We start from the raw sequence: 25,807 nt of genomic DNA on the forward strand, positions 1-25,807 counted from the left end.
GTAAATGTGTTTTAGTTGAAATTAAAAGGAATTTCACATGAGATTTGAACAACTCGAGCAGTTCGTAGCATTAGGTAATTTAAGACATTTTAGACAAGCCGCAGAACAAACCCAGATCAGTACTTCAGCGCTTACCCGAAGCATCCAAACCCTTGAAGATGAAATAGGTTGTGAACTCGTTAAACGTTCAACGCGTTCAGTAAAATTAACTGAGCAAGGTGAACTGTTCTTAAAGTATTGTAAAACGACGCTATCAGAACTCGACCTAACCAAGAAAACCATCAAGCAAAGTTTGTTTGGTCGCGATAACCAGAAGTTAATTATTGGTTATACAACACAAGCAAGTAGCATTGTGCCAGTTTCTTGCGGTCAGTTTTTAGCTCAGTATCCTAATGTAAAAATCGAGATGCAGTTACAAGATGAGTTGGAGCTTACTCGCAAGCTGCAACTTGGTGAAATTGATATTAGCGTATATTTACAAAGCGCAAATAGCATAGTGAGCGATATTCACCTACCCGATCAGCTAGTTTTGTTTGTTTCTAGAAACCACCCTCTAGCAAACCAAGACAGCATTAGAAAAGCTGAATTAACGCAATATCCTATGTATGGGTGCTTTTCCCAATCAAAGCAAGTTCAAGGTATGCTTAATGAAGCCGTTGATTCGCTAAACAAATCAACCAGCGTTAAAATTGGTAATATTGAGCAAGTAATTGATGGCTTAAAGAATAGCAACAGTTTCGCAATTGCTAGCATTGAGCATTCCAAAACCATCGCACAAGATCCTAACTTAGTTTTCTTAAAAACCAATAAGGCATTGGATAGAGAGCAATTGATTGTACAAACCAATCATCAAATTGGTTCAAATGCACATATAAATCACTTGCTTGAGCTAATCGAAGATGCAGCATCTTCATCTAGCAAAAAAACAGTAACTTATTAGTTGCAAAAAAACGGGCAAATAATCTGTATTACTTGCCCGTTTTTAATAACCGACTTTAGAACGGTAAAAACCCCAACACGACCCCTACAAAAATCGCCAAGCCAACATAATTATTGTTTAAAAAAGCCCAAAAACATCTGTCTCTATCTCTATTGCGTATGGCATATTGTTGTTTAACAAGCAGCACAGAGGCTGCGAGTAAGCCACACCAAAAAGCGAGGTTTAAATCAAACGTTACACCAACTGCCGCCATCATCGCGATAAATGTGATGTTGAGCAACGCAATAATGTGGAGATCCCATTTTCCGAATAAAATCGCAGTAGACTTTACCCCAATCTTCAAATCATCATCCCTATCTACCATGGCGTACATGGTGTCATAAGCGACCGTCCAAATTAAATTCGCAGCAAACAACACCCAAGCAAGTACTGGCACATTCTGATTTACTGCCATAAAGGCCATCGGTATCGCCCAGCTAAAAGCAGCCCCAAGTACGATTTGAGGTAAGTTTGTATAACGCTTCATGAAAGGATAGACAGAAGCCAACACAAGTGCACCAAACGATAATGCAATAGTCTGCCAGTTTAAAAAAAGCACCAGAATAAAAGCTAGCGTTACCAAAATAGAAAATAGTCCTAGCGCTTCTTTACTCGTCACGGCCCCCCTTGCAAGCGGTCTTGTCGCCGTACGCTTTACAGCCCCATCAACCTTGCGATCGGCGAAATCGTTGATAACACAGCCCGCACTTCGCATTAGAAATACACCAAGTGCAAAAGTAACAATAAGCCAGATACTTGGAATACCTTCAGCTGCAAACCACAGTGACCAAAGTGTTGGCCATAATAATAGTAAAGTTCCGATTGGCTTATCTAATCGCATAAGTTGGCTGTAAGCCTGCCATTTCTGGTGTTCAATCATAAAAGCTTTCCGATATAAAGACTTCACAAACTAAAATCTTTGCTTTACCGTTTTTAAACCAGCTTCTTCTGGCAAATAAACGCTCTGGGACGACGCCAGTGGTGGGTGCAATAAGTTCAATCAGCGCTGGATAGTCTGAAGTAGCTAAACGAAGATACTCAAGGGTTCCGCGCTGCCAATTTGAATCAGTAAACAGTAACTCACCTAACGGCGTCTCACCAATTGCATCCATTCCGACAGTACATGCGTCCTCATTGAGCCAACTTTGTCCAAATACAGCTGCTTTACCGTTACAATTTAGCGTTACTTCTCGGCACCAAACCTGTTCAGAAAGATCTGTACGTAACGCATCTGGAGCGCTCCTGAACTCATTAGCAAGCACAGTCACAGAAAATTTATCACAAGTTTCTTTCAATTTTGCGGTTAGAGATTGGGTCTCTAGTAAATAAGGAGAAAGTGCTGGCTCAACATCCACCAACTGTGTGTTCTTCAGCCAAGGGAGCTCTAAGGGTAATTGCAAAGGCAACGTTCTATTTCCGTTTTAAAAATCCGCGGTCATAATAGCAGAGCAGAGGCTTTCTAAAAAGTTTATGTTTGTGCTGAAGCCAACTGTAAAATCAACGCAATTATGTATAAACTAAGTAAAAAGTAACTTGCATTAGGATACCTGATAAAACATGAGACTGTTGGCTGTTGTACTCACTTTGTGCATTGCATTAACCGCGGCTTCCCCTGTAAAAGCGGATTCAACTATTGGGTATTTCGGGTTTGAGCCAGATATCATCACGAACTACATAGGCCAATCTAATAAAAAGCTTGGCTATGTCCGAGTCACCGTTGACCTAATGCTGAATGACGTTGCGAATATTGCCGTGGTTGAGCACCATACACCTTTACTAAGAGATGCAATTGTACAGATCCTGAGTAAAGAAAACGAAGAAACCATTAAGTCATTAACTGGCAGAGAAGAAATCAGAAAGCGCTGTGCTGAAAAGCTAAAGACATTGCTAAAAGAAGAAACTGGGCAGGAAATTGTTCGAGATGTGCTTTTTACCAAATATTTATATCACTAACCGAATCAACTCATACAAGAACTCGGAAGCGCTAGATTCCGAGTTCGAAGTAACTAGCTATTCTCTTTGAGTTGCCTGTTGATAGGCCAAAATACCGCAACCAACATACCTGATAGCAGTCCGAACAAATGTGCCCAGTTAGCCATGTTGATGAAAAACATATCCGTAAATCCAAACAGCATCCAAAGCAGCATAAAACCAATAACAGGCTTAGAGACCAAAGCGGCTCCGGCAGGATTTCGATGACCAATTACCCAGCAAAAGCCTAGTAGTCCGTAGACCACGCCACTTAGTCCACCAAAATTAGCGTCAACAAATAGGTACTGCATAAAATTACTGGTTAAGCCGGTTACAAAGTAGATGCAAACTAACGCCCAGAGCCCTAGTTTCTCTGAAATTTGCGCGCCAAGGTGTAACCACCAGCTTAAATTAAAAATCAAATGTATGGCGCTAAAATGTATCAGTGTAGGCGCTATCCAAGTCCAAGGTTTATCTAGGGAGAAACGTAGCGCAGAAAAGATGCCATTAGCGTCACCAAATAACATGGCGACAAAAATAATAATACTGACACCAAAAACGCCCTGTAATAACCAGTTCAATCCCAAAAAGCGCTTTACTAAGTTTAAGTTTTGGCCTTGGTAGCTAAATAACCCCTGTGTACTTCCGGTTTGCCAAGAAGCCGCTTGATATAGTTCAGCCTCAGGTTGCTCCAAAAACGTTTGCCAAAGACGCATAGCAAGCGCTTCATCACCACGCTCTAGCCAAACTTCAACTTGTTGCCCATCGTGACTGTGCAAAACACAATAAACCCCTTGCGTCTTAAAATAATCGACCGCACCTTGTGCTAGTCGTGCATTGTGATAATGGGCTATTAACTTCACTTTTCAATCTCGTTTGGCAATTCACTTGCCCACTGCGTAAAACCGCCATCCATACTGTAAACATCTTCAAAGCCTTGCTCAACTAGGTAGTTAGCTGCGCCTTGTGAGGAGATCCCGTGATAACACACCACAACAATGGGTTGGTCAAACTCTTTTTCCTGCATAAAATGCGCAAGATTAGCGTTAGATAAATGTTCAGCGCCTGGAATATGCCCTTGTGCAAAAGTATTTTCATCGCGGATGTCTGCTACCACTACATCATCATTGCCTAAAAGCGCTTGTGTGTCTGCTACTGAAATATGTTTAAAAGACATGTGTTACCCATTTAAAACTAAAAAATAAAAGACGGCTTAAGCCTTATCGACCTAGCCGTCTTTCTATTATAACTACTCATTCATGCACTAAGCAAAGTTGAGCATTAATCCCAATTCAGAATCACTTTACCTGATTGCCCTGAAATCATCGTATCAAAGCCAGTCTGGAAGTCATCAACATGGAACTGATGTGTAATGATTGGGTCAAGGTTTAAGCCTGACTGGATCAAACTTGCCATTTTGTACCAAGTTTCAAACATTTCACGGCCGTAAATCCCCTTGATCACTAGACCCTTGAAGATCACTTGGTTCCAATCCACCGCCATGTCAGAAGGAGGAATGCCCAGCATTGCAATCTTACCACCATGGTTCATGCTGTTTAACATGCCCTTAAATGCAGAAGGAACACCTGACATTTCAAGCCCAACATCGAACCCTTCTGTCATACCAAGATCTTTCATCACCGTTTCGAGGCTTTCGTTGGCAACATTTACTGCTCGCGTAGCACCCATCTTAGTGGCAAGTTCAAGGCGATATTCGTTTACATCTGTGATCACCACATGACGCGCACCGACGTGTTTCGCCACTGCCGCAGCCATAATACCAATTGGACCCGCACCAGTAATGAGTACGTCTTCACCAACTAAGTCAAACGACAATGCGGTGTGCACTGCATTACCGAATGGGTCGAAGATAGAAGCGAGTTCGTCAGAAATGTTGTCAGGGATCTTAAACGCATTATAGGCAGGAATAACTAGGTATTCTGCAAATGAACCTTCGCGGTTAACGCCTACACCAATGGTGTTACGACATAGGTGAACACGACCAGCACGGCAATTACGACAGTGACCACATGTGATATGACCTTCACCAGATACTCGGTCGCCAATGCTAAAGCCACGCACCTCTTGGCCCATATCGACCACTTCGCCTACGTATTCGTGTCCCACAACCATTGGAGTTGGGATAGTGTTTTGTGCCCACTCATCCCATTTGTAGATGTGTACGTCGGTACCACAAATTGCTGTTTTACGGATTTTGATCAATAGATCGTTGTGCCCTACTTCCGGTTTTGGCACATCCGCCATCCAAATTCCTTCTTCAGCTTTCAACTTGGATAATGCTTTCATAGTATTCGCTCGTTAGCTGCACCGGCTTAATGCCGGTGGCAAAATTAAATGACGCCTAGGCCTTTACCAATACGGGTAAAGGCTTCGATTGCTTTGTCTAGCTGCTCAGTAGTATGCGCAGCTGAAATTTGTGTTCTGATCCTAGCTTGCCCTTTTGGCACGACAGGATAAGAGAAACCGATCACATAGATCCCTTCAGCTAGCAATCTGTCAGCCATTTCTGAGGCTACTTTGGCATCGCCTAACATAACCGGAATAATCGCGTGATCTTTACCCGCACAAGTAAAGCCGACGGCTTCCATCTTAGTACGGAAATAGGCTGCGTTATCCCATAGTTTAGCACGTAGGGCATCGCCTTCTTTCATCATGTCTAGCACTTTTATTGAAGCTGTAACAATTGAAGGCGCTAGCGAGTTTGAGAATAAATAAGGACGTGAACGCTGACGTAACCACTCTACGATTTCTTTCTTACCAGAGGTATAACCGCCAGATGCACCGCCAAGTGCTTTACCAAGCGTTCCTGTAATAATATCCACTCGGTCTAATACACCACAGTATTCCGGTGTTCCTCGGCCATTTTCACCAACAAAACCCACCGCGTGTGAATCATCAACCATCACTAAAGCGTCGTACTTATCCGCTAAGTCACAAACCGCTTTTAAGTTACAAATAACGCCATCCATTGAGAATACGCCATCGGTCGCGATAAGCTTGGTTTTCACACCAGCTTCATCAGCAGCAATTAACTGCTGCTCTAGATCAGCCATATCGTTGTTAGCATAGCGGAAACGCTTAGCTTTACATAAACGCACACCATCAATGATGGAAGCGTGATTTAATGAGTCCGAGATAATTGCATCTTCAGGGCCTAAGATAGTTTCGAATAAACCAGCATTGGCATCAAAGCATGAAGAGTAAAGGATAGTATCTTCTGTTTCTAAAAATTCACTGATCTTTGCTTCAAGCGTTTTGTGAATATCTTGCGTACCACAGATAAAGCGCACCGACGCGACACCAAAACCATGGTCATCAAGGCCGCCTTGCGCCGCTTTAATTAGCTCTGGGTGATTCGCCAAACCTAGATAGTTGTTTGCACAGAAGTTAATTACACTTTCGCCAGTCGATACTGCAATTTCAGCTTGCTGCTGAGAAGTGATAATACGCTCTTTTTTATATAATCCTTCAGCTTTTACTTCTTCAATTTGTTGCTGAAGCTGGCTGTAGAAGGCCGATGCTCTCATCTGGGAGTCTCCATTTTTTGCACGGTGATAGTAAGCTACGCATCGCCATAGGCGGTTGTCATTCTCACTATCAGAAGTTAACGCTTGAGCTTATTCTATATTAATTAGCTCAAGTTAATTGGAACGTACCAATTCAATCATACCTGGTACATTAAAAGATATCTTTATTTTAAAAGGTTCACACAATAAATGCACGATTTGCGACAACTGGCAGCAAACTTTATTTTACTCAGACAAACATAGTGCGGCTGGTACCTCCGCCAACGACGCACATACTTTATCCGCGAGCTGTTGTTGCTCTTGACTAAAGCTCTGCCCAGACTCAACTAAAATGGCTGTTTTTACGCCAGCAGCGCGGGCAGCCTTGATGTCTGAGACTTTGTCACCAATCATAATACTATGCGTAGGATCCAAGTCATGCTCGGCTATCGCTTGCAGCAGCATCCCGGGTTCTGGTTTACGACAGTCACACTCTACTTTATATGGGCCTTGTGCCTTTTCAGGGTGGTGAGGACAAAAATAAACACCAGCGATGTCAACACCATGCGCCATAAACTGCGCGCACATCCACTCGCTTAACGCGTGAAATTGTGCTTCATCGTAGTAACCTCGGCCAATGCCCGACTGATTCGTCACGACCACAATTTTATAACCGGCTTTGCTAAATGCTTGGCAGGCACTGAATACCCCATCGATAAACTCAAAATCCGCGATTTTATGAACATAGGCGTGATCTTTATTAACAACGCCGTCTCTGTCTAAAAATACAGCCTTATGCATTGGTCACAATCCCCTGCTCTTTTATTACCCGCTCAAACATCGTAATAACAGCATCAACAGAAATTTGAGACATGAGTTCGCTACCTTTTACCCGTGTTCCCCAGGGTAATTGCTCAGCAGTTTTACCCTTTTGCGCAATGAGGTTTTGATGATAAACCTCAACTACATAGTCTTGATACAGGTACGGCCCTGTGCGAGTTGGGTTGGAGTGAGCATACAAACCGATCACCGGCGTTCCAACTGTCACAGCCATATGAGCAGGCCCAGTATCAGGTGCTAACACCAATTCGGCTTGCTCCAATACACAAAGTAGGGTTTTCAAGTCAGTTTTTCCCACTAAGTTTAATAACTCAGCTTGGCTGTGTTGTTGAATTTCGGCTGCTAAGTTTTGCTCAAGTTCCGTTGGGCCACCCGTTATCACCACCTGAAACCCCAATGCAGCAGCATGATCTGCAACCCTAGCATAACGCTCAGGAAGCCAATTGCGCTCGGCTTTACTTGCCGCAGGCGATATCACAAAAACCTTGCCTTCAGGTAATAGCGATTTTGCCGCAGCTTGATGAGCTGCCGTCACTGGCATCTGCCATGTTGGCTCACCGCACTCAGCACCGATTGCACGGGCAAAGTTTTGGAAACCTTCGAGCACATGTGGCGACTGTTGAGGTGCGATCCGCTTATTAATAAACAAACTGTGTAACTCTTTAGAGCGCTCTTTATCAAAGCCTATTTTTTGCTTTGCAGGAATAACTCGCGCAACAAGGTTGGCTCTTAACGCAACCTGCATATGTAGTAATACGTCAAACTTTTGCCCTTTGAACTTTGCCTTTAACGCCTTGAGCGCGGCTTTACCCTGCTTTTTGTCAAATACGACGAGCTCAACACCGGGTAGGTCAGCCAGCAACATGGCTTCCACCTTACCTATCACCCACGTTATTTTCGCTTGCGGATGTGCGCGTTGGATCGCCTGTACAGCACTCACTGCATGGCACACGTCGCCAATCGCAGAAAGTCGCAAAATACAAATAGAGGTCAAGGATTTGCTCAAAACAATAGTTCTCATGGAAAGTAACAAGCGCTTGATCTTAAATTAATCAAACAAGTTTGCAAGTTTCACTGAGGATGAAAAATCGTTAGAATGCCACAATTGACTCTTAAGAATTCTATATCGTGCAAATCACCAAACAGCCGCATAGCTATTTACTAACGCCTTCAACCCTAGATCATGATGTTTCAGAAGAAATGTTTGACCCTGAATATTGGCAGAAAAATAATGCGATTGTCGGCTCGAAAGAAGGCCGAGCAACGGCGTGGTTCGTACGGTTTAATCAAGGCATAGCGGTACTCAAGCACTATTATCGTGGTGGCTTAATCGGCAAGCTGTTGAGTGATCAATATATTTTTACCAAACTAGAAAATACTCGCGTATATCAAGAGTTTGCTTTGCTAGAGCAACTACAACTACAAGGTTTACCAGTCCCAACACCACTTGGCGCAAGAATATCGCTTCATTTTGGTATTTATCGTGCAGATATTTTGACCGAAGCGGTGTCTGATGCCACCAGTGTTTGCGAAATTTTGCAAGCAAGAACGCTTAGTACAAATGAACTGGAAAGTATCGGCCACACCATTGCTCAGTTTCACCAAGCCGGTGCCTATCACGATGATTTGAACATCAACAATATTTTGTTTGATGCCAACGGCAAAGTATTTCTAATTGATTTTGATAAGGGCAAAATCATGCAGCCAAACTCAAGTTGGCAGCACGCAAACATGGAGCGTTTGCAACGTTCATTTAAAAAAGAGGCCGGCAAATGGCCGACCTTTTATTTTGATGAAAATCAATGGCAAGTATTGATGCAAGCCTATCACAGCGCACGTTAACTTTTTTGTAGCTGTGCCTTTTTAATCACATTGGAAGTCGAGCAGCCATCCAAAAATGCTAACACCTCGACTTTTCCACCTTGATTAAGCACATGCTCTGCACCTGCAATCTCTTCCACTTTATAGTCACCACCTTTGACCAAAATGTCAGGGCTGACCATTTCTATCAGCTTAGCTGGTGTGTCATTTTCTTCAATACTGCCAAACGGAATAACCCAATCCACAGAAGCGAGTGCAGATAACACCATTGCCCGCTCTTTCAATGGATTGATTGGACGTTCAGGCCCTTTGAGACGCGAGATTGATTCATCATTATTTAACCCAACGACGAGTCTATCTCCCATCGCTTTAGCTTGCGCTAAATAACGCACATGGCCTGCATGGAGAATATCAAAGCAGCCGTTGGTAAACACAATGGTTTCGCCGTTTTGCTTGGCAAAAGTAATGTGCTTAAGCACTTCTTCAAACGGCGTTTGGTAGTGCTCGCCCGTTTCTCTAAGATATTGACCCAGTTTGCGACTCAACTCTTCCGGTGACACCGTTGCAGCACCTAACTTACTCACGGCAATGCCTGCGGCAATATTTGCAACCTCCACCGCGTCTTTAGCAGACATTCCTGCGCCTAACATCGTCGTCAGTGTGGCGATCACGGTATCGCCAGCTCCCGTAACGTCACTTACTTCCTGTACTTGAGCTGGGAAATCAAACTTTTCAGTATTGGTTATCAAAGACATACCTTGCTCGGAGCGCGTCAGCAACATAGCACCGATCCCTGACGTTTTCAGGAGCTCGCGCGCACTAGAGGTGAGTGCCTCTTCGCTGCTTGTATCTCCACCTGCGAGTTTAAATTCGTTTAAGTTAGGCGTGATAAAATCAGCACCTTGATAAAGGCTCAAGTCACTATTTTTGGGATCAATAAGTACCGTTTTACCAGCAGCTTTAGCCACCGCAATCATATCTGAAATGGCGCATAAAGCGCCTTTGTTGTAGTCGCTAAACAACACAAAGTCATACTTATCAACTTCTTGCTTTAGACGCTCAAGCAGTAGTTGACTGTGAGATAACTGAAAGGGTTCTTCTAAATCGAGTCGGACTACTTGCTGATGACGGCTGATCACACGCATTTTTGCGATAGTCGGCAGCTCAACGACGTTAACTAGGCTAGACTCAATGTTTTCTTTGGTAAGAATAGCCTCAAGCGTTTTGCCATTGTCATCTTCGCCGATAAGCCCAAGCAAACCCACTTTACCATCTAGGTGAGCGATGTTTTTGGCAACGTTCGCCGCACCACCAGCTTTGTCTTCCAACGCGCTGACTTTCACCACAGGTACTGGAGCCTCAGGAGAAATGCGCCCGGTATCTCCATGCCAGTACCTATCCAACATCACATCGCCAACCACCAATACCTTGGCTTGATTTAGCTGTTGAAGCGCCGCTAACTTCATGCCTCTTGCTCCGCCGCAACGAGCATATCGACCGCTTCGCATAGCCAGTGACCAATAAACATATGCGCTTCTTGAATACGCGCTGTCTCGTCATTTGCGATAATAATCGGTAATTTAGCAATATCCTTAACTTTGCCACCAGTTCTGCCAGTCAATGCCACGGTAAACGCGCCAATTTCATTCGCGGCTTGAAGTGCCAAATTGATATTAGGGCTCGTACCTGATGTGGTTAAACCAATCACCATATCTTCCGGTTTACAAAGTGCCTGAACTTGACGTTCAAATACGGAGTCAAAGTGATAGTCATTGCTGTGCGCGGTCAAAATTGAGGTGTCGGTAGTCAGTGCAATCGAAGCCAAAGGACCACGCTCTAATTTGTAACGCACCACAAATTCTGCAGCTAGGTGCTGCGCATCTGCCGCGCTGCCACCATTACCAAACCAAATGACCTTACCACCTGCTGCTAATGTACTTTGGCATGCTTCAAGTAGCTCAACACATTCTTGGTGATAGTTTGCCATTGTTTCAAAAACATCAACATGGCGCTGTAAGCTTGCGAAGTAGCTTTGTGCTACTTGTTCATTCAATGACATATTTGTTCCTAAACTATTCTATGCTTGTCCCGCGTGATACCTACCAGTATACATGGACTGATAACCAAGTGTAATTCTCACCGAAGACATCTTTACCCAAGGTTAATTTAGTTTCGACTTGCTTGCTGTAAGCTTCACCAATATGCGCCAGCTCAAATTCATAACCAGTTTCATATTCAGCACCAAGCTCATTTAATTCGTTGAAGTATTTACTTTCGTTATCAATAACCGACAGCTTAGCTCGCCACAAAGAACGGTAATCTGCTTGATAAGTACCTTCTAGTACATGGATCTGCGTCGGTGCACCATCATCGAACTGGCGATGGTTGGCAGCAAAGTGTCCCACACCAAACCCATCAATCGTATTGCCTTTAGTTTGATAAATTTCATTGACGTACCAAAGACTTTCCATGTCGGTAAATTCATAGCGTAATGAGGTGGTTGAACTTACATTCGGTAGGAAAATGCCTACGCTAGTCGCTGTATTACCAAACAAATAGTTCTTATGGTTATTAGTATCTTCCCCACCATACTCTAGATACCATTGTGCTCTGGTACCGTAATTTGTAGTGAAACTCGTGGTGATCGTTGCCCATTGGTCGCCAAGTTCATCATCTTGAGTCAGGTCGCCGATTTTATTGTCATTGCCAGCAGGATCTATATAGGCCTTAATAAAGTCCTCAAAATCCACCTTCCTTGGGCCTCCACCAAATTGTAGTACTCGATTTAGACCAATTTTCCAACCATCGATTGGTTCAATACTAAAGTGTGTACCAGCAATTTTCGGTGTACCATCATGCAATGTATTTTGAAAACGAATTCCCTTTTCGACTTTATCTAACTCTGAATAAAACAATTCAACATCAAAATTCCACCAGTTTTTAAGTGGAACAACTAACCCCAATGAAATAGAAGGCCGGTTTTTAGCGTTATTAGAGTAGACCTGAGCCGAATGCTTAAATGGCGAGAACCAATGTTCTTTATAACCTAGGTTAAGCTGTAAATTGCCATAAGATAGCCCGTAAAAAGTGTTATACGCCACCAGCTTGTCTGCTTCTACTCGATACTCAGCACCTATTTGTAGAATACTCGAGTCACCGCCTCGCCATACTCCAGCGAATCCCAATTCGGCATATTCACCACTATAATTACCTCTGTCGTTGGCGATTTGTTTTTCCTCACCACTATCAACACGCAATGTGACAGATCTTTGCGTTAGTGCGTCATCTTGTAAGTAAGGTGCAATTCCCTGACTAATACTCTGTTGTAATGTGGCGTCAATATGCCTAAGCTTCATCAAATGCATCTTGATTTCACTGATACGGTAAGGCTTTGCCATAGGCGTACCAACGGTCAACGCAAACATTTTATCGATTTGATATTCCAACAGCGGATCTTGCCCAATGGGTAAATAGGCTGTTGGGCTCGCTAAAGCGAGATTCGAAGCTAATAAACTACAGCAAGCGAGTACTCGAGCTAAATTCATTTTGTTATTCCATTACTTTTAATGCGCTAAATACTACCAAACCAAAAGCCCCTAGGCATCTGTTGAACTGTGTAAAATTGTGTTGTTCATTCAATTTCGCCCTGGAACAAGGTAAAATACTGATTTTTGAGCTGAAGCAATTTCTATGGCACGCCATTTATATTCCCTGCTGTTGCTAGTGTTAGCCCCTTTGTTATTGAGCTATCTCTATTTTATTCGAGGTAGAAAAAACCAAGGTTATCGAGTGCATTTTAATGAGCGCTTTGGCCGAAATATTAGCAAGCTGCCACAACACAGTATTATGATCCATTGTGCTTCTGTTGGTGAAGTGCTTGCAGCAACCCCGCTTATAAAGTCAATATTGAATGCTTCTGAGAACACATCAATCATTATCACCTGTAACACCCCAACAGGTAGAGAAGAGATAACAAAAGCTTTTCGCGCTCAGGTTCAGGTACATGTCTGTTATTTACCTATAGATTTTGCTTTTGCGGTCAGAAAATTTTTCAATTCCTTGAAGCCCAAACTCCTTATTGTGATGGAAACTGAGCTGTGGCCTAATCTTTTTTATTACGCCAAACAAAACCAATGTAAAACCTTGGTAGTCAATGCCAGACTCTCTGAAAAATCATACCAAGGTTATAAAAAGCATGCTTGGTTAACGAAAGGCTTGATGAGCAACATAGATCTGCTTGCAGCCCATAATGAAGAAGACGGCAAGCGTTTCATCAAGCTCGGGCTTGTTCAATCTAAGCTTCACATTACTGGCTCAATCAAGTTTGATATCTCAATCACCGAAGAAGAAATTGCAAAGGCAAGACAGTTTCAAGCAAATTACCCCGAGCGGTTAATTTGGCTTGCAGGATCTACGCATCCTAAGGAGCATGAGCAAGTCATTGCTGCTCATCAACGAGTATTAGAGCAGATAAGTAATGCGTTACTTATTATCGCGCCTCGCCATCCCGAGCAGTTTCAAGCGGTTGCTGACTACCTCAGTGAACAAGAGATCGCTTTTACCAGAAAGAGTAGTAACGGTATAGACGCAGAAGCTTCGGTCTTGTTAGCGGATACTTTAGGGGAATTAAAGTGGCTATTTGGTGGTGCTGATATCGCCTATATTGGTGGTAGCTTGATTGAGCGCGGCGGTCATAACCCACTAGAAGCGGCGGCTCATGGTGTGCCAATATTAACCGGCCCACATACCTATAATTTTGCGCATATATACCCTCAACTTATCGCGCAACAAGGTGCCATCGTAGTCGATGATGAGGACAAGCTTGCCGCTCAAATTATTACGCTATTTGAAGATAAATCGCTTCGAACGCAAATCGGTGCTAACGCTCAATCGGTACTAGTTGAAAATACCGGGGCTATTTCTAAAACCATGACACTAATCAATAAGAGCTTGGAATAATTCATGAATACAGTCATCTCTACAATGCAAAACTGGGTTAGCCAAGTCATTGTAAAATACAACTTTTGCCCGTTTGCTCGACAGGAAGTTGAAAGTAACAGCATTCATTATTTCGTGTCTCAAGCGATAAGCCACGACGATGCCGTAATGGATATGTTAGAGCAGTGCTCAGAGTTAAACCATGAGCCAGAGCGAGAAACAACACTAGTTATATTTGATAAGGGTTTTAGTAATTTTGATGACTTTTTGGATCTCGTCGACCTAGCAAACGCTTTATTAGTAGCGCAAGGGTTTGAAGGCACTTATCAAATTGCCACTTTTCATCCAGATTATGTGTTTGCTGATAGCGATGAGCATGACGCAGCAAACTATACTAACCGCGCGCCTTACCCAACACTCCACTTGATCCGCGAAGAAAGTATGGCCCAAGCATTAGAAGACTATAACGATCCTGAACAGATCCCAGAAAATAATATCCGCCTCGCAAGACGTAAAGGGAAAGCGTTTTGGCAGCATTTGCTGCAGCAATGCCACAAGGTTAAATAACCTAAGCTACGGTTAAATAGTCAAAAGGCTGGTTTAGCCAGCCTTTTCTTGTAAGGTTTTGAATTACTACTTTTTCACCCAGCTGCCATTGACTTGAATATAATGACCTGACTGCGTTTTGTTATACGCTTTTTTAGCCGCTAAAGCCTCTACTTGCTCAAGCGTGATACCGTTCTTTTTCGCTAATTGCTGGTATTTCTGTTTGCGCTTTTCATTCACTTCATCAACTAGCTGCTGTACACCTTGGCCATTTTTAACCACGCCAAGATAGCCCGATGTAGTTTCGCCAACTAAACCCTGTGATTTAGCATCGTCAATGGAAATTGCGAATGCGGCGAAGCTCATACTGAGCCCAATAATTAGGGTAGAGATTGCTTTTAGCTTCATAAATCCTCCTTAGAATAGCTCGCTGTCTTCGCTGAATAAATTGTCGAGTTCTTTATCCACTTTCACGCGGATCTCATGATCTACTTTTACATTTAAGTTGATCGTAATAGGCTCTTTGGTTTCTACTTGCACCTTATGAGTACAAGCACTCAATACCAATAAAGCTGATATCACTAGCATCCATTTCATTCACTAACGCTCCTCTTTATTTAACGCATTTTCCACTTCGCGCGTAATCTCGTCGCTCAAGCGTAGGGCTCGTAATAAGGTAAACACATTTTCTGAGTGTGTATAGTTAAAGTTTACTGGTTGTTGTTGGAGTTTGTTAATTCCTGTAATTTTAACATCTAAGTCCAACCAGCCGTCTTCACTTAAATTTACGCCACTACTCAATTGCTCAATGGTCAACTCGTCAAGTACACCAATCACCGTTTGTAAGCTAGGTTGCTGCTCTTTTAGCGCATTAATTGATGCATTGTTTTCAACCTTTAATAGCCCTTCACCAACATTATGGATATGACCAGAATCAATACGCACCCCAGATGAAGATACTTGTACTGGTAACTTGCCTGAGATCAGCCCTCTGAGCTCAACGCCTGCATCATGCCCAGAGGCGGCAATAAGATCTAAACTCAGTTTATCTAGCGATACCTGAACGACCTGCGGCGTTGAGACCAAACTAACTTCATCAATCCCCACGTTACCGGCAAAAACCTGTGCGTTAATATCTTTTAGTTTAGCCACGCCTGCTTCGCTGAATAGTTGGCCTGTTATTGCTTGAACGATAACACCAGCTCTCAACTCTTCAACACTCAGTGTGGTTGGCTTGAGTTGAATATTAGCTGAACTTATTAGACCAAAGACATCAATCGCTGCATTTTGAATAAGCCGTTCATTAAATAACGCAGAGCCGTTTTGAACGCTCCCGTCTAAGGTAAATATGCGCGTGGATAAATCCCCTTCGAGTACTGCATAGAAGTTACCATGGGTAATTTTTAAGTTCGGTAAAAATGCGTCAATATATGGCTGAAGTTGAGTGAGCTGCTGCGTGGGCACTTGTATTTGTGCTGGATGTTTTAAGCTTGAATATTGATGCTCAAGCAACGCCTTTACACCATCAATATTAACCACATGTGACGCCATCAATCCTCGGCTTTGCTGACCTTTACTGTCAATGCTCACGTTTTTCAAACTGAGGTCGGCTAAGTTAACTTCTGCTACCTTAGTATTGCCCGACAAGGTTGAAAAGATTTCTCCGGTCGCGACTGAGCCTTGCCAGTGCAGTGTCTGCGCAAACTCATTCAGTTTATAACTCTGCTGTTGTATCTGTGCACTGGTTAAGGTGAGGTTGATATCAAAATCATGTGTAGGCTCAAGCACAACTCGCCCACTCAACGCACTCTGTTTTGCTGTTACATTCTCAACACTCAGGTTTTGCAGTTTTGAATCAAGCGTTATCGCAAAACTCATTCCTTCAGGTAAGACTCTGTGTAGTAGATGTCCACTTTTGAGTTTTGGCACATCTAGCTGCGCATGTAAGTCAAACGTCAGAGATGGATTATCAATCACCAAATCTGATGTCGATAACTGGGTTGAGAATATGCTCGGCTGAGCCTCAACTGTAATTAGCTTGGTTGGATCACCCAATATTTTGAAGCGGCTATTGAGCTCGAGATTCTCAGCAATAACATCTTGCAGTGTAAGCTTTTGAAGGTCACTTGTGATTTCCCCCCTCATATTAACAAAATTTGGCCGCGCACTAAGCGCTCCCGCCAGTGTATGCGCGCCCCACTTTTCATCGGAAAATTCAAGGCGAATATCACCATTGACGAAAGGCTCAGTTAAGTCGACTGCTAACTCATTAACTTCAAGCTGTAACGGTTTATCTTTACCTGCCACTTCAAGTAAACCTGTCGCGATTGAATCCGCAGAAATAGTGATTTCACTCGGTAAACGAAGCTGCCAAGTGGTCGGTAACAGTTTGCTATATTCAGAAGTAAGACAATCAAGCATTGATTTCGCTGAAATCGGTTCGGCAAGTGCTATCTTCCCCTGCTGCGTGGCAAAATCATACCGCCCAGACACAGCACCTATATACGCAAAGGTACCTTTACACTCAGCCTGTTCAAGCGCCACTAGAGTTTCAAGTTCTAGCTCTGCGTCTATAGCCAGACCATCGAATTCAAGCTGGCTAGTTCCTGAAAGGGCTTGGATCTGAGGAGGTAACAAAGCGCTGAGGTACTCGCCACTAAGGTCAACATTTGCAGCAATACGCTCTGGCTGCAATGTAACTTCAGCAGCGATGTCACCTGAAACTACAAATTGATTCAGCTCGGACTCCGAAATCGACACGACTAATGGCTTTGGTAATGGCTCACCAGATATAGAGAGCTTGGCAACTTGCATTTTGGGTCTGGTGATGTCGAGTGGCAATGCAAGGCGCTGTGGCTGAGTTGCATCTGAATTTTTGGACGGAAGAAGTTGAATGTTCGCTTTTTCAATATTGACTTGGCGCATGCTTAGTTGCGCATCATAAAGCTGGGCATTAAACGCATCTGTTTGCACACATGCTTTTGTAATATGGATACGATTGAAGCCCGACAAGCGCCAGTCAAGACAACTGACCTGAAGTTCATTAACTGGTATAAAATGTTTAATGGCCCAGAGCGACAAAGGAACTCTGGCAAGGTAAACACCCACTAAAACACTGAGTATCAACGCTAAGCTCCAAAGCCATTTTTTCATTCGTATCCCTAAAATATGATTGCTATTTCCCTTCCAGTGTACCCGATAGATAATTATCGAGCCATGAATAAAAAAGGTCACCGAAGTGACCTTTTTCAAATATGTTAGCCTACTAGCTTACGCGCATTGCGGAACATACGCATCCAAGGGCTATCTTCTTGCCACTCATCTGGGTGCCAAGAGTTTGCAACTGCTCTGAATACACGCTCAGGGTGCGGCATCATCACAGTTGCACGACCGTCTGTTGACGTCATGCCTGTAATACCAGCAGGTGAGCCATTCGGGTTAGCTGGATACTGAGTGGTTGGATCACCGTAGTTATCAACAAACTTCACAGCAACTGAACCTGAATTCAGTGCCGTTTGTACCGCCGCTTCGCTTGCAAACTCAGCATGACCTTCACCATGTGATACCGCGATTGGCATGCGAGAGCCAGCCATACCATCAAAGAAGATTGACGGGCTTTGCTGTACTTCAACTAAGCTGAAACGCGCTTCAAAACGCTCTGACTTGTTGGTGACAAAACGTGGCCAGTTTTCCGTGCCTGGGATCAGCTCTTTTAATGTAGAAAGCATCTGACAGCCATTACAAACACCTAAGCTGAAAGTATCTTGGCGTTGGAAGAAGCCTTGGAATTGCTCACGTGCTGAGTCATGGAATAGGATTGATTTAGCCCAGCCTTCACCAGCACCTAATACGTCACCGTATGAGAAGCCACCACATGCCACTAGGCCTTTGAATTGCTCTAGTGTTAAGCGACCTTCAAGGATATCGCTCATGTGTACGTCGATTGCCGCAAAACCAGCACGGTTAAATGCTGCCGCCATTTCGATATGTGAGTTAACGCCTTGCTCACGCAAGATGGCAACTTGAGGCTTCACCCCTTTAGCAATGTAAGGCGCTGCGATATCTTCGTTTAGATCAAAGCTTAGTTTAACGTTAAGGCCTGGATCTTTGTCATCGAACTTAGCGTCAAACTCTTGCTTCGCGCAATCAGGGTTATCACGAAGTGCTTGCATCTGGTAAGTTGTCTCAGCCCAGATAGTGCGAAGCTCAGTGCGAGTGTTTTCAAGTACTGCCTGACCGCCACGAGTAAAGATAACCTTGTCTTCACCGTTTAGCGTACCGATACGATGTGCAATATCAGCAATACCGTGCTCAGCAAATACCGCTTCAACCGCAGCGATATCGTCATTGCGAACTTGCAATACTGCGCCAAGCTCTTCATTGAATAGCACTTCTAAGTCTGTACCTTGCAGCGCATCTAATTCAATGCTCACACCTGTATGGCCTGCAAACGCCATTTCCGCGGCAGTGGTGAATAGACCACCGTCAGAGCGGTCGTGGTAAGCGATAAGCTTGCCAGACTCAACTAATGTTTGTACCGCATTGTAGAAGCCTTTTAACAGCTCAGGGCTGTCAACGTCAGGTGTCTTGTCGCCAAGTTGCTTGTACACTTGCGCTAAGCTTGACGCGCCAAGACGGTTTTGACCAGCACCTAAGTCAAGTAGGAATAGGCTGGTTTCACCCTTATCAGTACGAAGCTCAGGCGTGACTGTTTTGCGAATATCCTCAACACGACCAAATGCAGTGATGATAAGCGATAATGGCGCAGTCACTGACTTTTCTTCGCCATTTTCATCCCACTTTGTCTTCATCGACATTGAGTCTTTACCAACTGGGATTGTAAGGCCTAATGCAGGACATAACTCTTCACCAACTGCTTTAACCGCTTCGTAAAGACCCGCATCTTCGCCTGGGTGACCCGCAGCCGCCATCCAGTTTGCAGAAAGCTTAATGTTGTTTAGGCTACCGATATTAGCACCAGCGATATTGGTTAACGCTTCTGCTACTGCTAGACGCGCTGATGCTCCATAGTTAAGTAGCGCCGCAGGGGTGCGCTCACCCATCGACATCGCTTCACCGTGGTAAGTATCGTAAGTTGCCGCAGTTACCGCGCAGTTAGCGACTGGTACCTGCCAAGGGCCAACCATTTGGTCACGTGCAACCAGACCCGTTACGGTTCTGTCACCAATCGTGATAAGGAATGTTTTCTCAGCAATCGTAGGTAGGCGAAGTAAACGCTTAGCTGCATCTTCAAGTTCAATACCAGCTGTATCTAATGCTGTACCCACTACACGCTTTGACTCAACGTCACGATGCATTTTAGGTGGCTTGCCAAGTAATACGTCTAGTGGCAGGTCCACAGGATTATTATCAAAGTGGCTATCAGCTACTGTTAGATGACGCTCTTCCGTCGCTTCACCGATTACCGCATATTGTGCGCGCTCACGCTTACAAATTGCTTCAAAGCGAGCAAAGTCTTCCGCTGCAACAGCCAATACATAGCGCTCTTGCGACTCGTTACACCAGATTTCGTGTGGTGCCATACCTGGTTCATCGTTCGGGATGTTACGCAGCTGGAATTTACCACCACGGCCGCCGTCGTCGACAAGCTCAGGAAATGCATTTGATAAACCACCCGCGCCCACATCATGAATAAACGCGATTGGGTTATCATCACCAAGCTGCCAACATTTATCGATCACTTCCTGACAACGACGTTCCATTTCAGGGTTTTCACGCTGAACAGAAGCAAAGTCTAAATCTTCGTTTGATTGGCCAGATGCCATTGATGAAGCTGCACCACCGCCAAGACCGATGTTCATTGCAGGACCACCAAGTGCGATTAGCTTAGCGCCTACAGGGATCGAGCCTTTTTGCACGTGATCTTCACGGATATTACCTAAACCACCTGCGATCATGATTGGCTTGTGGTAACCACGTACTTCAGCGCCATTATGGCTTTCTACTTTTTCTTCGTAAGTACGGAAGTAACCCAATAGGTTTGGACGACCAAACTCGTTGTTAAATGCAGCACCACCAAGTGGTCCATCAAGCATGATGTCTAATGCATTAACAATGCGTCCTGGTTTACCAAAGTTAGTTTCCCAAGGTTGCTCAAAACCTGGAATACGAAGGTTAGAAACCGTGAAGCCAACTAAACCTGCTTTTGGCTTAGAACCACGACCGGTTGCACCTTCATCGCGGATTTCGCCACCTGAACCTGTTGATGCGCCAGAAAATGGAGCAATCGCCGTTGGGTGGTTGTGCGTTTCCACTTTCATCAGAATGTGGATATCTTCCTCGTGGTAAGCGTATTCACCGTCAGTATTTGGGAAGAAACGACCCGCTTTAGAGCCAGTCATTACTGCCGCGTTATCCTTATAAGCCGACAATACATTGTCGCTATTGGTTTCGTAGGTGTTCTTAATCATTTTAAACAGCGACTTAGGCTGCTCTACACCATCGATAGTCCAATCAGCGTTGAAAATTTTGTGACGACAGTGCTCAGAGTTTGCTTGAGCGAACATGAACAGTTCGATGTCATTAGGGTTACGGCCTAGCTTTTCAAAGCTTTCGACTAAGTAGTCAATTTCGTCATCAGCTAGTGCAAAGCCCTGCTCAACGTTCGCAACCGCAAGTGCTTCACGGCCGCCGCCAAGAATATCCACTGAAGACATCGGGCGAGGCGTTTCCGTGCGGAATAATTTAGCAGCATCATCAAGCTCTGCATGAACAGATTCGGTCATGCGGTCATGAAGTAACTGTGCAACTTCTTCGAACTGAGCTTGTGTAAGTTCACCCTCAACATAATAAGCAATACCACGCTCAACACGGTGTACTTGCGTAAGACCACAGTTGTTTGCAATATCTGTCGCTTTAGAAGCCCAAGGAGAGATAGTTCCGATCCTTGGTGTTACCAAGATCAGTTTGCCCTCTGGCGTGTGCTCCGTAATAGTCGGTCCATACTTTAACAGGCTGTTTAGCTTAGTTAACTCAGCCTCTGAAAGCTCAGCCGTTAAATCAGCAAAATGCATAAACTCGGCATAAACATTGGTAACTGGTAATTGAGCTACAGCGCAGGTTTTAAGGATCTTTTGGACTTTGAAATCTGAAAGTGCAGGTGCACCACGTAGGATTAACATAGGTATTTTCATCCGGGGTTAAGGATTGAACGATATCTTTGGGCGCTCATTATAGTGGAAATAGCGCGCGGAATTAACACTAATTTGTCAAAACTAGAAAATATCATGCAAATCTATCATTACCTTAAGTTAATTCGGCTTTTGCAATTATGATTTTGCTGCGGTAAGTTGGGATTTCGAGCGCAAAAGAGAACCTAGGTCATGTTTAAATACATCTTTATGTGCTTTGTTGTCATCTGTTTAGTTGGGTGCGACAAAGCCCCTCTTAATCAGTTGCAACATGTAAAACAAAATAAGGTATTACGTGTTGGCACGCTCGCGGGCCCGGGAAACTACTACCAAGGCACCACTGGAGAACAAGGGTTCGAATATGAACTGGCGAGTGAATTTGCCAATGAGCTTGGTGTTGAATTACACATCGTTCCTTACTTTAATCTAGATGAGTTATTTGCAAGGCTAGATGCCGGGGACTTAGATATCGTTGCCTCCGCAGTAAGCTTTCACCCATCAAGAACAGCGCAATATCGTTTTGGCCCGACGTATAGAATGATCAGTCAAAAGCTCGTGTACAAACAAGGGAGAGAATGGCCAAGAGACTTTGATGATATTAAAGCGCCAATTACCGTACTAGCACACAGCAACCATGTTATTGCCCTCGAAGAAGCAAAAACAAGCCATCCTCATTTGAGTTGGGAAGTTGTCTCAGATAAAGGTGAAGAAGAGCTGCTTCAGGCCATCATTGACGGAGAGATTGACTACACCATCACAGACTCACATTCACTGGCCCTATTTAGACGCTACCACCCAACCGTCAGTATTGCGTTTTCAGTTACAAAAGATGAACATGTGGCGTGGATGATGCGTAACGAAAAAGACGATTCGTTATATGCGTTGCTGCCTGCATTTTTCGCCCGAGTACAACAAAACAACTTTTTGGCCACGCTCGAAGAGAAGTATTTTGGTCATATCGAAGAGTTTAACTATGTAAACACCTTAGCCTTTGTCGAAGCTGTACATAGTACCTTACCCACCTATCTCAAGTGGTTTAAAAGTTATTCGAAACAGCACAATATCGATTGGCGTCTACTTGCTGCGGTCAGCTATCAAGAATCGATGTGGGATCCCAGAGCTAAGTCTCCAACTGGGGTTCGTGGCATCATGATGCTAACACAACCCACGGCTAAAAAAGTTGGCGTGACAAACCGCCTCAATGCCCAACAAAATATTGAAGGTGGTGCCAAATACCTACGTATTTTATTCGACCGTATGCCTGAAGAAATACAGCAGCCCGATAGTACCTGGTTTGCCCTTGCTTCCTACAATGTGGGCTGGGGCCATGTGCGAGATGCGCGTAACATTACTGCGGATCAAGGAGGCGATCCGAATAACTGGGCAGACGTTAAAAAACGACTACCACTACTTACTAAAAAGCGCTACTATCGAAATACAAGATATGGATATGCTCGTGGTGATGTTGCGGTAACGTATGTAGATAATATTCGCCGCTATTATGATGCACTTGTATGGTTGGAAGACAACGGTGCACTCCTACCTGACAGCAGTAAAGCCTCTTCGCAAACTACTCCGGTTGATAATCCAGACAAAGCAAGTGAAGTCGAGAAGCAGCAGTAATTTATATTTACTAAACTGGCTTGATAAATGCTTCAAAAGGTCATAAATCTGTCATAGGCATAGCGTATTTATACTAAATTAATATTTGTGGGCGTTACCCCCACCTAATCTCTCACATTCGGAGGTTCTATGTTGAGAAGACGTCGGAATCATCAATTTAAACGTAACACCAAATACACGTCGCCAAATCGCCGTCGTGTCATGATGAAAAATGCACACCGTAAAATGCTCTTGCGCCATCGTATTTTTGCGCTAATTCAAATGGAAGAGCAAAGGGATGCGAAAACAGCCACTGCGGTAGTACAACCCTAAGTACTACCGTTTTTCAACTTTTTTGCTGCTTTAATCTCTTGGCGTCTGCGCTTGAAAAATGCAGACAGCTTTTCGCCACATACTTCACTCAATACGCCCGATGTAACTTCCAATTGGTGGTTGAGCTTTTCATGCTGTAACAAGTTCATTATCGAACCGGCCGCACCCGTTTTTGCGTCAGATGCCCCAAACACCACTCTGCTTAAGCGACTATGGACCAGTAAACCGGCACACATAGGACATGGCTCAAGCGTCACATATAAAGTGCAATCAATCAGCCGATAATTTTCAACGACTTTGCCAGCTTCTCGAATAGCCATCATTTCAGCGTGAGCCGAAGGATCATGACAGGTAATTGAACGGTTCCAACCCGCAGCTATCATTTCACCATCTTTCACTACAACAGCACCGACAGGAATTTCGTTCTCCGCTTCAGCTTTGTCAGCAAATGCTAACGCCACTTTCATCCAATATTGATCATCTTTTACTTCTGACATGGTAATTTTATAGTCGTCCTCACCTAAAATGGAGTATATCACCTCCTGCAGAGCTCTGGTTAAGCTGCTATTCTTAAATAATCACAGTCACCAATACAGCTGCTTTTATAAGCAAACTCAGGATGTTACCAACATCTTTTTAATATTTTGCGGACATTATTGATAATTTTCGCAATTTTGCCGTGGCTCACAGGGTTGGATTTACGCTATAATTCGCCGCTTTTTTTATTTCGTAAGCTCAAAAACACACGGGTAGAATATGAAATTTCCGGGACGCCGTAGGCATAAACACTATTTTCCGGTGGAAGATAAAGATCCGCTTATTAACCAGTTACACGCTGATGATCGGCTAAAAAGGAGCTATATCTGTGGTATAGATCAAATCGTCGTTGATATTGAAGCGAAAGTGGATCAAGCTTTTCTTGATGAATTCCACTTACAGCGTGGTATGTCACAAGTGATAGACAATGATGTCACCAACGCCCTTTATGATAGGCTAAAACGTGATGACATGATCGACTATGAATTTGCCGGCGGTACCATAGGTAACACCATGCACAACTATTCGGTGCTAGCAGATGACCGCTCAGTCCTACTTGGGGTGATGAGTGAAAACATAAAAATTGGCAGCTACGCCTATAAATTTTTATGTAACACCTCAAGCCGAGTTGATCTGGACTACTTGCAGCCAGTTGATGGCCCCATTGGTCGTTGCTTTACACTTATTGATGACAGTGGTGAGCGCACTTTTGCTATCAGCGCAGGATTAATGAATCACCTACGTCCTGAGTCTATTTGCCAAACGCTTATCGAAGAATCATCGGCGTTAGTGATCAGCGCTTATTTGATGCGTACGAGTGGCGACGAAACCATGACACAAGCAACAATGCAGGCGGTTGAGTATGCCAATAATGCCGGCATACCCGTAGTATTGACGCTTGGTACTAAGTTCTTAATTGAACAAGACCCCAAATGGTGGGCTGACTTCGTTGCTAAACATGTTGATATCCTTGCGATGAACGAAGAAGAAGGAGAGGCGATCACAGGCTTTAGCGATCCACTTCTCGCTGCGGATAAAGCACTGGACTGGGTTGATCTGGTCATCTGTACTGCGGGACCTAAAGGGTTGTTTATGGCGGGTTATGTTGATGACTGCTGTAAGCGTGTGACTGAATACCCATTACTTCCCGGTGCTATTCCTGAATTTAATCGCTACGAATTCTCACGCGCAATGAAAAAAGCCCAGTGTGAACAGCCTATCAGAGCATACAGCCATACCGCTCCTTATATGGGTGGACCAGACATCATCAAGAATACTAATGGTGCAGGTGACTGCGCTCTTGCCGCTGTTTTGCATGATATTTGTGCCAATGAATACCATAAACTGAATGTACCAAACTCAGCAAAACATGAGCAAAGTGCAATTACCTATTCATCGCTGGCACAGATAAGCAAGTATGCAAACCGTGCAAGCTACGAGGTACTCGTTCAGCACTCTCCAAGGTTATCTCGAGGCCTACCTGAGCGTGAAGACTCACTAGAGCAATCATACTGGGAACAATAACGGTTCTTAGCTTGTTTAGGATTGGTAAAAATAGCGAC

24 protein-coding genes are annotated in these 25,807 nt (G+C 44.0%); 8 read left to right on the forward strand and 16 right to left on the reverse strand.

Annotated features, from left to right (window positions below):
• Positions 1-37 precede the first annotated feature (37 nt).
• Entirely contained in the window at positions 38-940 is a 903-nt protein-coding gene (locus tag L1271_RS16290) for a LysR family transcriptional regulator (protein WP_010607627.1), read from the forward strand.
• A gap of 55 nt (positions 941-995) precedes the next feature.
• On the opposite strand, the gene ubiA is transcribed toward L1271_RS16290, so the two are convergent.
• Positions 996-1,859, reverse strand: a complete 864-nt coding sequence (ubiA, locus tag L1271_RS16295) for a 4-hydroxybenzoate octaprenyltransferase (RefSeq protein ID WP_010607626.1) — start codon at positions 1,857-1,859, stop codon at positions 996-998.
• Positions 1,852-2,379, reverse strand: a complete 528-nt coding sequence (locus L1271_RS16300; protein WP_233525182.1) for a chorismate--pyruvate lyase family protein — start codon at positions 2,377-2,379, stop codon at positions 1,852-1,854. The genes ubiA and L1271_RS16300 overlap by 8 nt, the downstream gene beginning before the upstream one ends.
• Before the next feature lie 157 nt (positions 2,380-2,536).
• Between L1271_RS16300 and L1271_RS16305 the strand changes: the two genes are divergently transcribed.
• Complete coding sequence (locus tag L1271_RS16305) at positions 2,537-2,932, forward strand: flagellar basal body-associated protein FliL (RefSeq protein WP_010607624.1); 396 nt, start codon at positions 2,537-2,539, stop codon at positions 2,930-2,932.
• Between the two features lie 53 nt (positions 2,933-2,985).
• Here L1271_RS16305 and glpG read toward each other — a convergent pair whose 3' ends face one another.
• The 6 genes from glpG to L1271_RS16335 form a co-directional block, all read right to left on the reverse strand.
• Entirely contained in the window at positions 2,986-3,813 is an 828-nt protein-coding gene (gene glpG, locus L1271_RS16310) for a rhomboid family intramembrane serine protease GlpG (protein WP_235368300.1), read from the reverse strand.
• Positions 3,810-4,127 carry a thiosulfate sulfurtransferase GlpE gene (glpE, locus tag L1271_RS16315; protein WP_010374619.1) on the reverse strand — a complete coding sequence of 106 codons (318 nt, stop codon included), beginning with the start codon at positions 4,125-4,127 and terminating at the stop codon, positions 3,810-3,812. The genes glpG and glpE overlap by 4 nt, the downstream gene beginning before the upstream one ends.
• 104 nt (positions 4,128-4,231) lie before the next feature.
• A complete protein-coding gene (gene tdh / locus L1271_RS16320; protein ID WP_010607622.1) occupies positions 4,232-5,257 on the reverse strand; it encodes an L-threonine 3-dehydrogenase in 1,026 nt (341 codons plus the stop codon).
• 44 nt (positions 5,258-5,301) lie between these two features.
• Positions 5,302-6,498 carry a glycine C-acetyltransferase gene (locus L1271_RS16325; protein WP_235368301.1) on the reverse strand — a complete coding sequence of 399 codons (1,197 nt, stop codon included), beginning with the start codon at positions 6,496-6,498 and terminating at the stop codon, positions 5,302-5,304.
• Positions 6,499-6,723: 225 nt separating this feature from the next.
• On the reverse strand, positions 6,724-7,278 hold the full coding sequence (gene gmhB / locus L1271_RS16330; RefSeq protein ID WP_010607621.1) for a D-glycero-beta-D-manno-heptose 1,7-bisphosphate 7-phosphatase: 555 nt from the start codon (positions 7,276-7,278) through the stop codon (positions 6,724-6,726).
• A complete protein-coding gene (locus L1271_RS16335) occupies positions 7,271-8,338 on the reverse strand; it encodes a glycosyltransferase family 9 protein (protein WP_235368302.1) in 1,068 nt (355 codons plus the stop codon). Before L1271_RS16335 ends, gmhB begins: the two co-directional genes overlap by 8 nt.
• Before the next feature lie 107 nt (positions 8,339-8,445).
• Here L1271_RS16335 and L1271_RS16340 point away from each other — a divergent pair, with 107 nt between their 5' ends.
• Positions 8,446-9,159: a 3-deoxy-D-manno-octulosonic acid kinase gene (locus tag L1271_RS16340; protein ID WP_235368303.1), complete on the forward strand. Its 714-nt coding sequence runs from the start codon at positions 8,446-8,448 to the stop codon at positions 9,157-9,159.
• Here L1271_RS16340 and hldE read toward each other — a convergent pair.
• From hldE to L1271_RS16355, 3 genes are read right to left on the reverse strand one after another with little or no spacing between them, the layout of a single operon-like run.
• Complete coding sequence (gene hldE, locus L1271_RS16345; RefSeq protein ID WP_010607618.1) at positions 9,156-10,604, reverse strand: bifunctional D-glycero-beta-D-manno-heptose-7-phosphate kinase/D-glycero-beta-D-manno-heptose 1-phosphate adenylyltransferase HldE; 1,449 nt, start codon at positions 10,602-10,604, stop codon at positions 9,156-9,158. The genes L1271_RS16340 and hldE overlap by 4 nt on opposite strands.
• Complete coding sequence (locus tag L1271_RS16350; RefSeq protein ID WP_010374612.1) at positions 10,601-11,197, reverse strand: SIS domain-containing protein; 597 nt, start codon at positions 11,195-11,197, stop codon at positions 10,601-10,603. The genes hldE and L1271_RS16350 overlap by 4 nt, the downstream gene beginning before the upstream one ends.
• 40 nt (positions 11,198-11,237) lie before the next feature.
• Positions 11,238-12,683, reverse strand: coding sequence for a capsule assembly Wzi family protein (locus L1271_RS16355; protein WP_174169744.1), 1,446 nt, complete (start codon positions 12,681-12,683; stop codon positions 11,238-11,240).
• A 145-nt stretch (positions 12,684-12,828) separates the two neighbouring features.
• On the opposite strand from L1271_RS16355, the gene waaA reads away from it, so the two are divergent.
• Together waaA and L1271_RS16365 are read left to right on the forward strand one after the other, a co-directional pair.
• Positions 12,829-14,097 carry a lipid IV(A) 3-deoxy-D-manno-octulosonic acid transferase gene (gene waaA / locus L1271_RS16360; protein WP_235368304.1) on the forward strand — a complete coding sequence of 423 codons (1,269 nt, stop codon included), beginning with the start codon at positions 12,829-12,831 and terminating at the stop codon, positions 14,095-14,097.
• Between the two features lie 3 nt (positions 14,098-14,100).
• On the forward strand, positions 14,101-14,643 hold the full coding sequence (locus tag L1271_RS16365; RefSeq protein WP_010607615.1) for a DUF1415 domain-containing protein: 543 nt from the start codon (positions 14,101-14,103) through the stop codon (positions 14,641-14,643).
• Between the two features lie 66 nt (positions 14,644-14,709).
• On the opposite strand, the gene L1271_RS16370 is transcribed toward L1271_RS16365, so the two are convergent.
• The 4 genes from L1271_RS16370 to purL all read right to left on the reverse strand — a co-directional run bounded on the left by L1271_RS16370 (position 14,710) and on the right by purL (position 21,764).
• Positions 14,710-15,030, reverse strand: coding sequence for a YdbL family protein (locus tag L1271_RS16370; protein ID WP_010607614.1), 321 nt, complete (start codon positions 15,028-15,030; stop codon positions 14,710-14,712).
• 9 nt (positions 15,031-15,039) lie between these two features.
• On the reverse strand, positions 15,040-15,219 hold the full coding sequence (locus L1271_RS16375; protein ID WP_010374602.1) for a YnbE family lipoprotein: 180 nt from the start codon (positions 15,217-15,219) through the stop codon (positions 15,040-15,042).
• A 3-nt stretch (positions 15,220-15,222) separates the two neighbouring features.
• Positions 15,223-17,775 carry an intermembrane phospholipid transport protein YdbH family protein gene (locus L1271_RS16380; protein ID WP_235368305.1) on the reverse strand — a complete coding sequence of 851 codons (2,553 nt, stop codon included), beginning with the start codon at positions 17,773-17,775 and terminating at the stop codon, positions 15,223-15,225.
• Between the two features lie 104 nt (positions 17,776-17,879).
• Positions 17,880-21,764: a phosphoribosylformylglycinamidine synthase gene (gene purL / locus L1271_RS16385; RefSeq protein ID WP_235368306.1), complete on the reverse strand. Its 3,885-nt coding sequence runs from the start codon at positions 21,762-21,764 to the stop codon at positions 17,880-17,882.
• Positions 21,765-21,965: 201 nt separating this feature from the next.
• Here purL and mltF point away from each other — a divergent pair, with 201 nt between their 5' ends.
• Together mltF and L1271_RS16395 are read left to right on the forward strand one after the other, a co-directional pair.
• Positions 21,966-23,396 carry a membrane-bound lytic murein transglycosylase MltF gene (gene mltF / locus L1271_RS16390; protein WP_235368307.1) on the forward strand — a complete coding sequence of 477 codons (1,431 nt, stop codon included), beginning with the start codon at positions 21,966-21,968 and terminating at the stop codon, positions 23,394-23,396.
• A gap of 129 nt (positions 23,397-23,525) precedes the next feature.
• Positions 23,526-23,708, forward strand: a complete 183-nt coding sequence (locus L1271_RS16395) for a hypothetical protein (protein ID WP_010374594.1) — start codon at positions 23,526-23,528, stop codon at positions 23,706-23,708.
• Here L1271_RS16395 and tadA read toward each other — a convergent pair.
• Positions 23,705-24,205: a tRNA adenosine(34) deaminase TadA gene (gene tadA, locus L1271_RS16400; RefSeq protein WP_039491405.1), complete on the reverse strand. Its 501-nt coding sequence runs from the start codon at positions 24,203-24,205 to the stop codon at positions 23,705-23,707. The genes L1271_RS16395 and tadA overlap by 4 nt on opposite strands.
• Positions 24,206-24,464: 259 nt before the next feature.
• Between tadA and L1271_RS16405 the strand changes: the two genes are divergently transcribed.
• The gene (locus tag L1271_RS16405) at positions 24,465-25,769 is read left to right on the forward strand and encodes an inosine/guanosine kinase (RefSeq protein ID WP_174169738.1); all 1,305 of its coding nucleotides are present in this window, start codon (positions 24,465-24,467) and stop codon (positions 25,767-25,769) included.
• Positions 25,770-25,807 lie beyond the last annotated feature (38 nt).

The organism is Pseudoalteromonas sp. OF5H-5 (assembly GCF_021530695.1).
GTDB lineage: Bacteria > Pseudomonadota > Gammaproteobacteria > Enterobacterales > Alteromonadaceae > Pseudoalteromonas.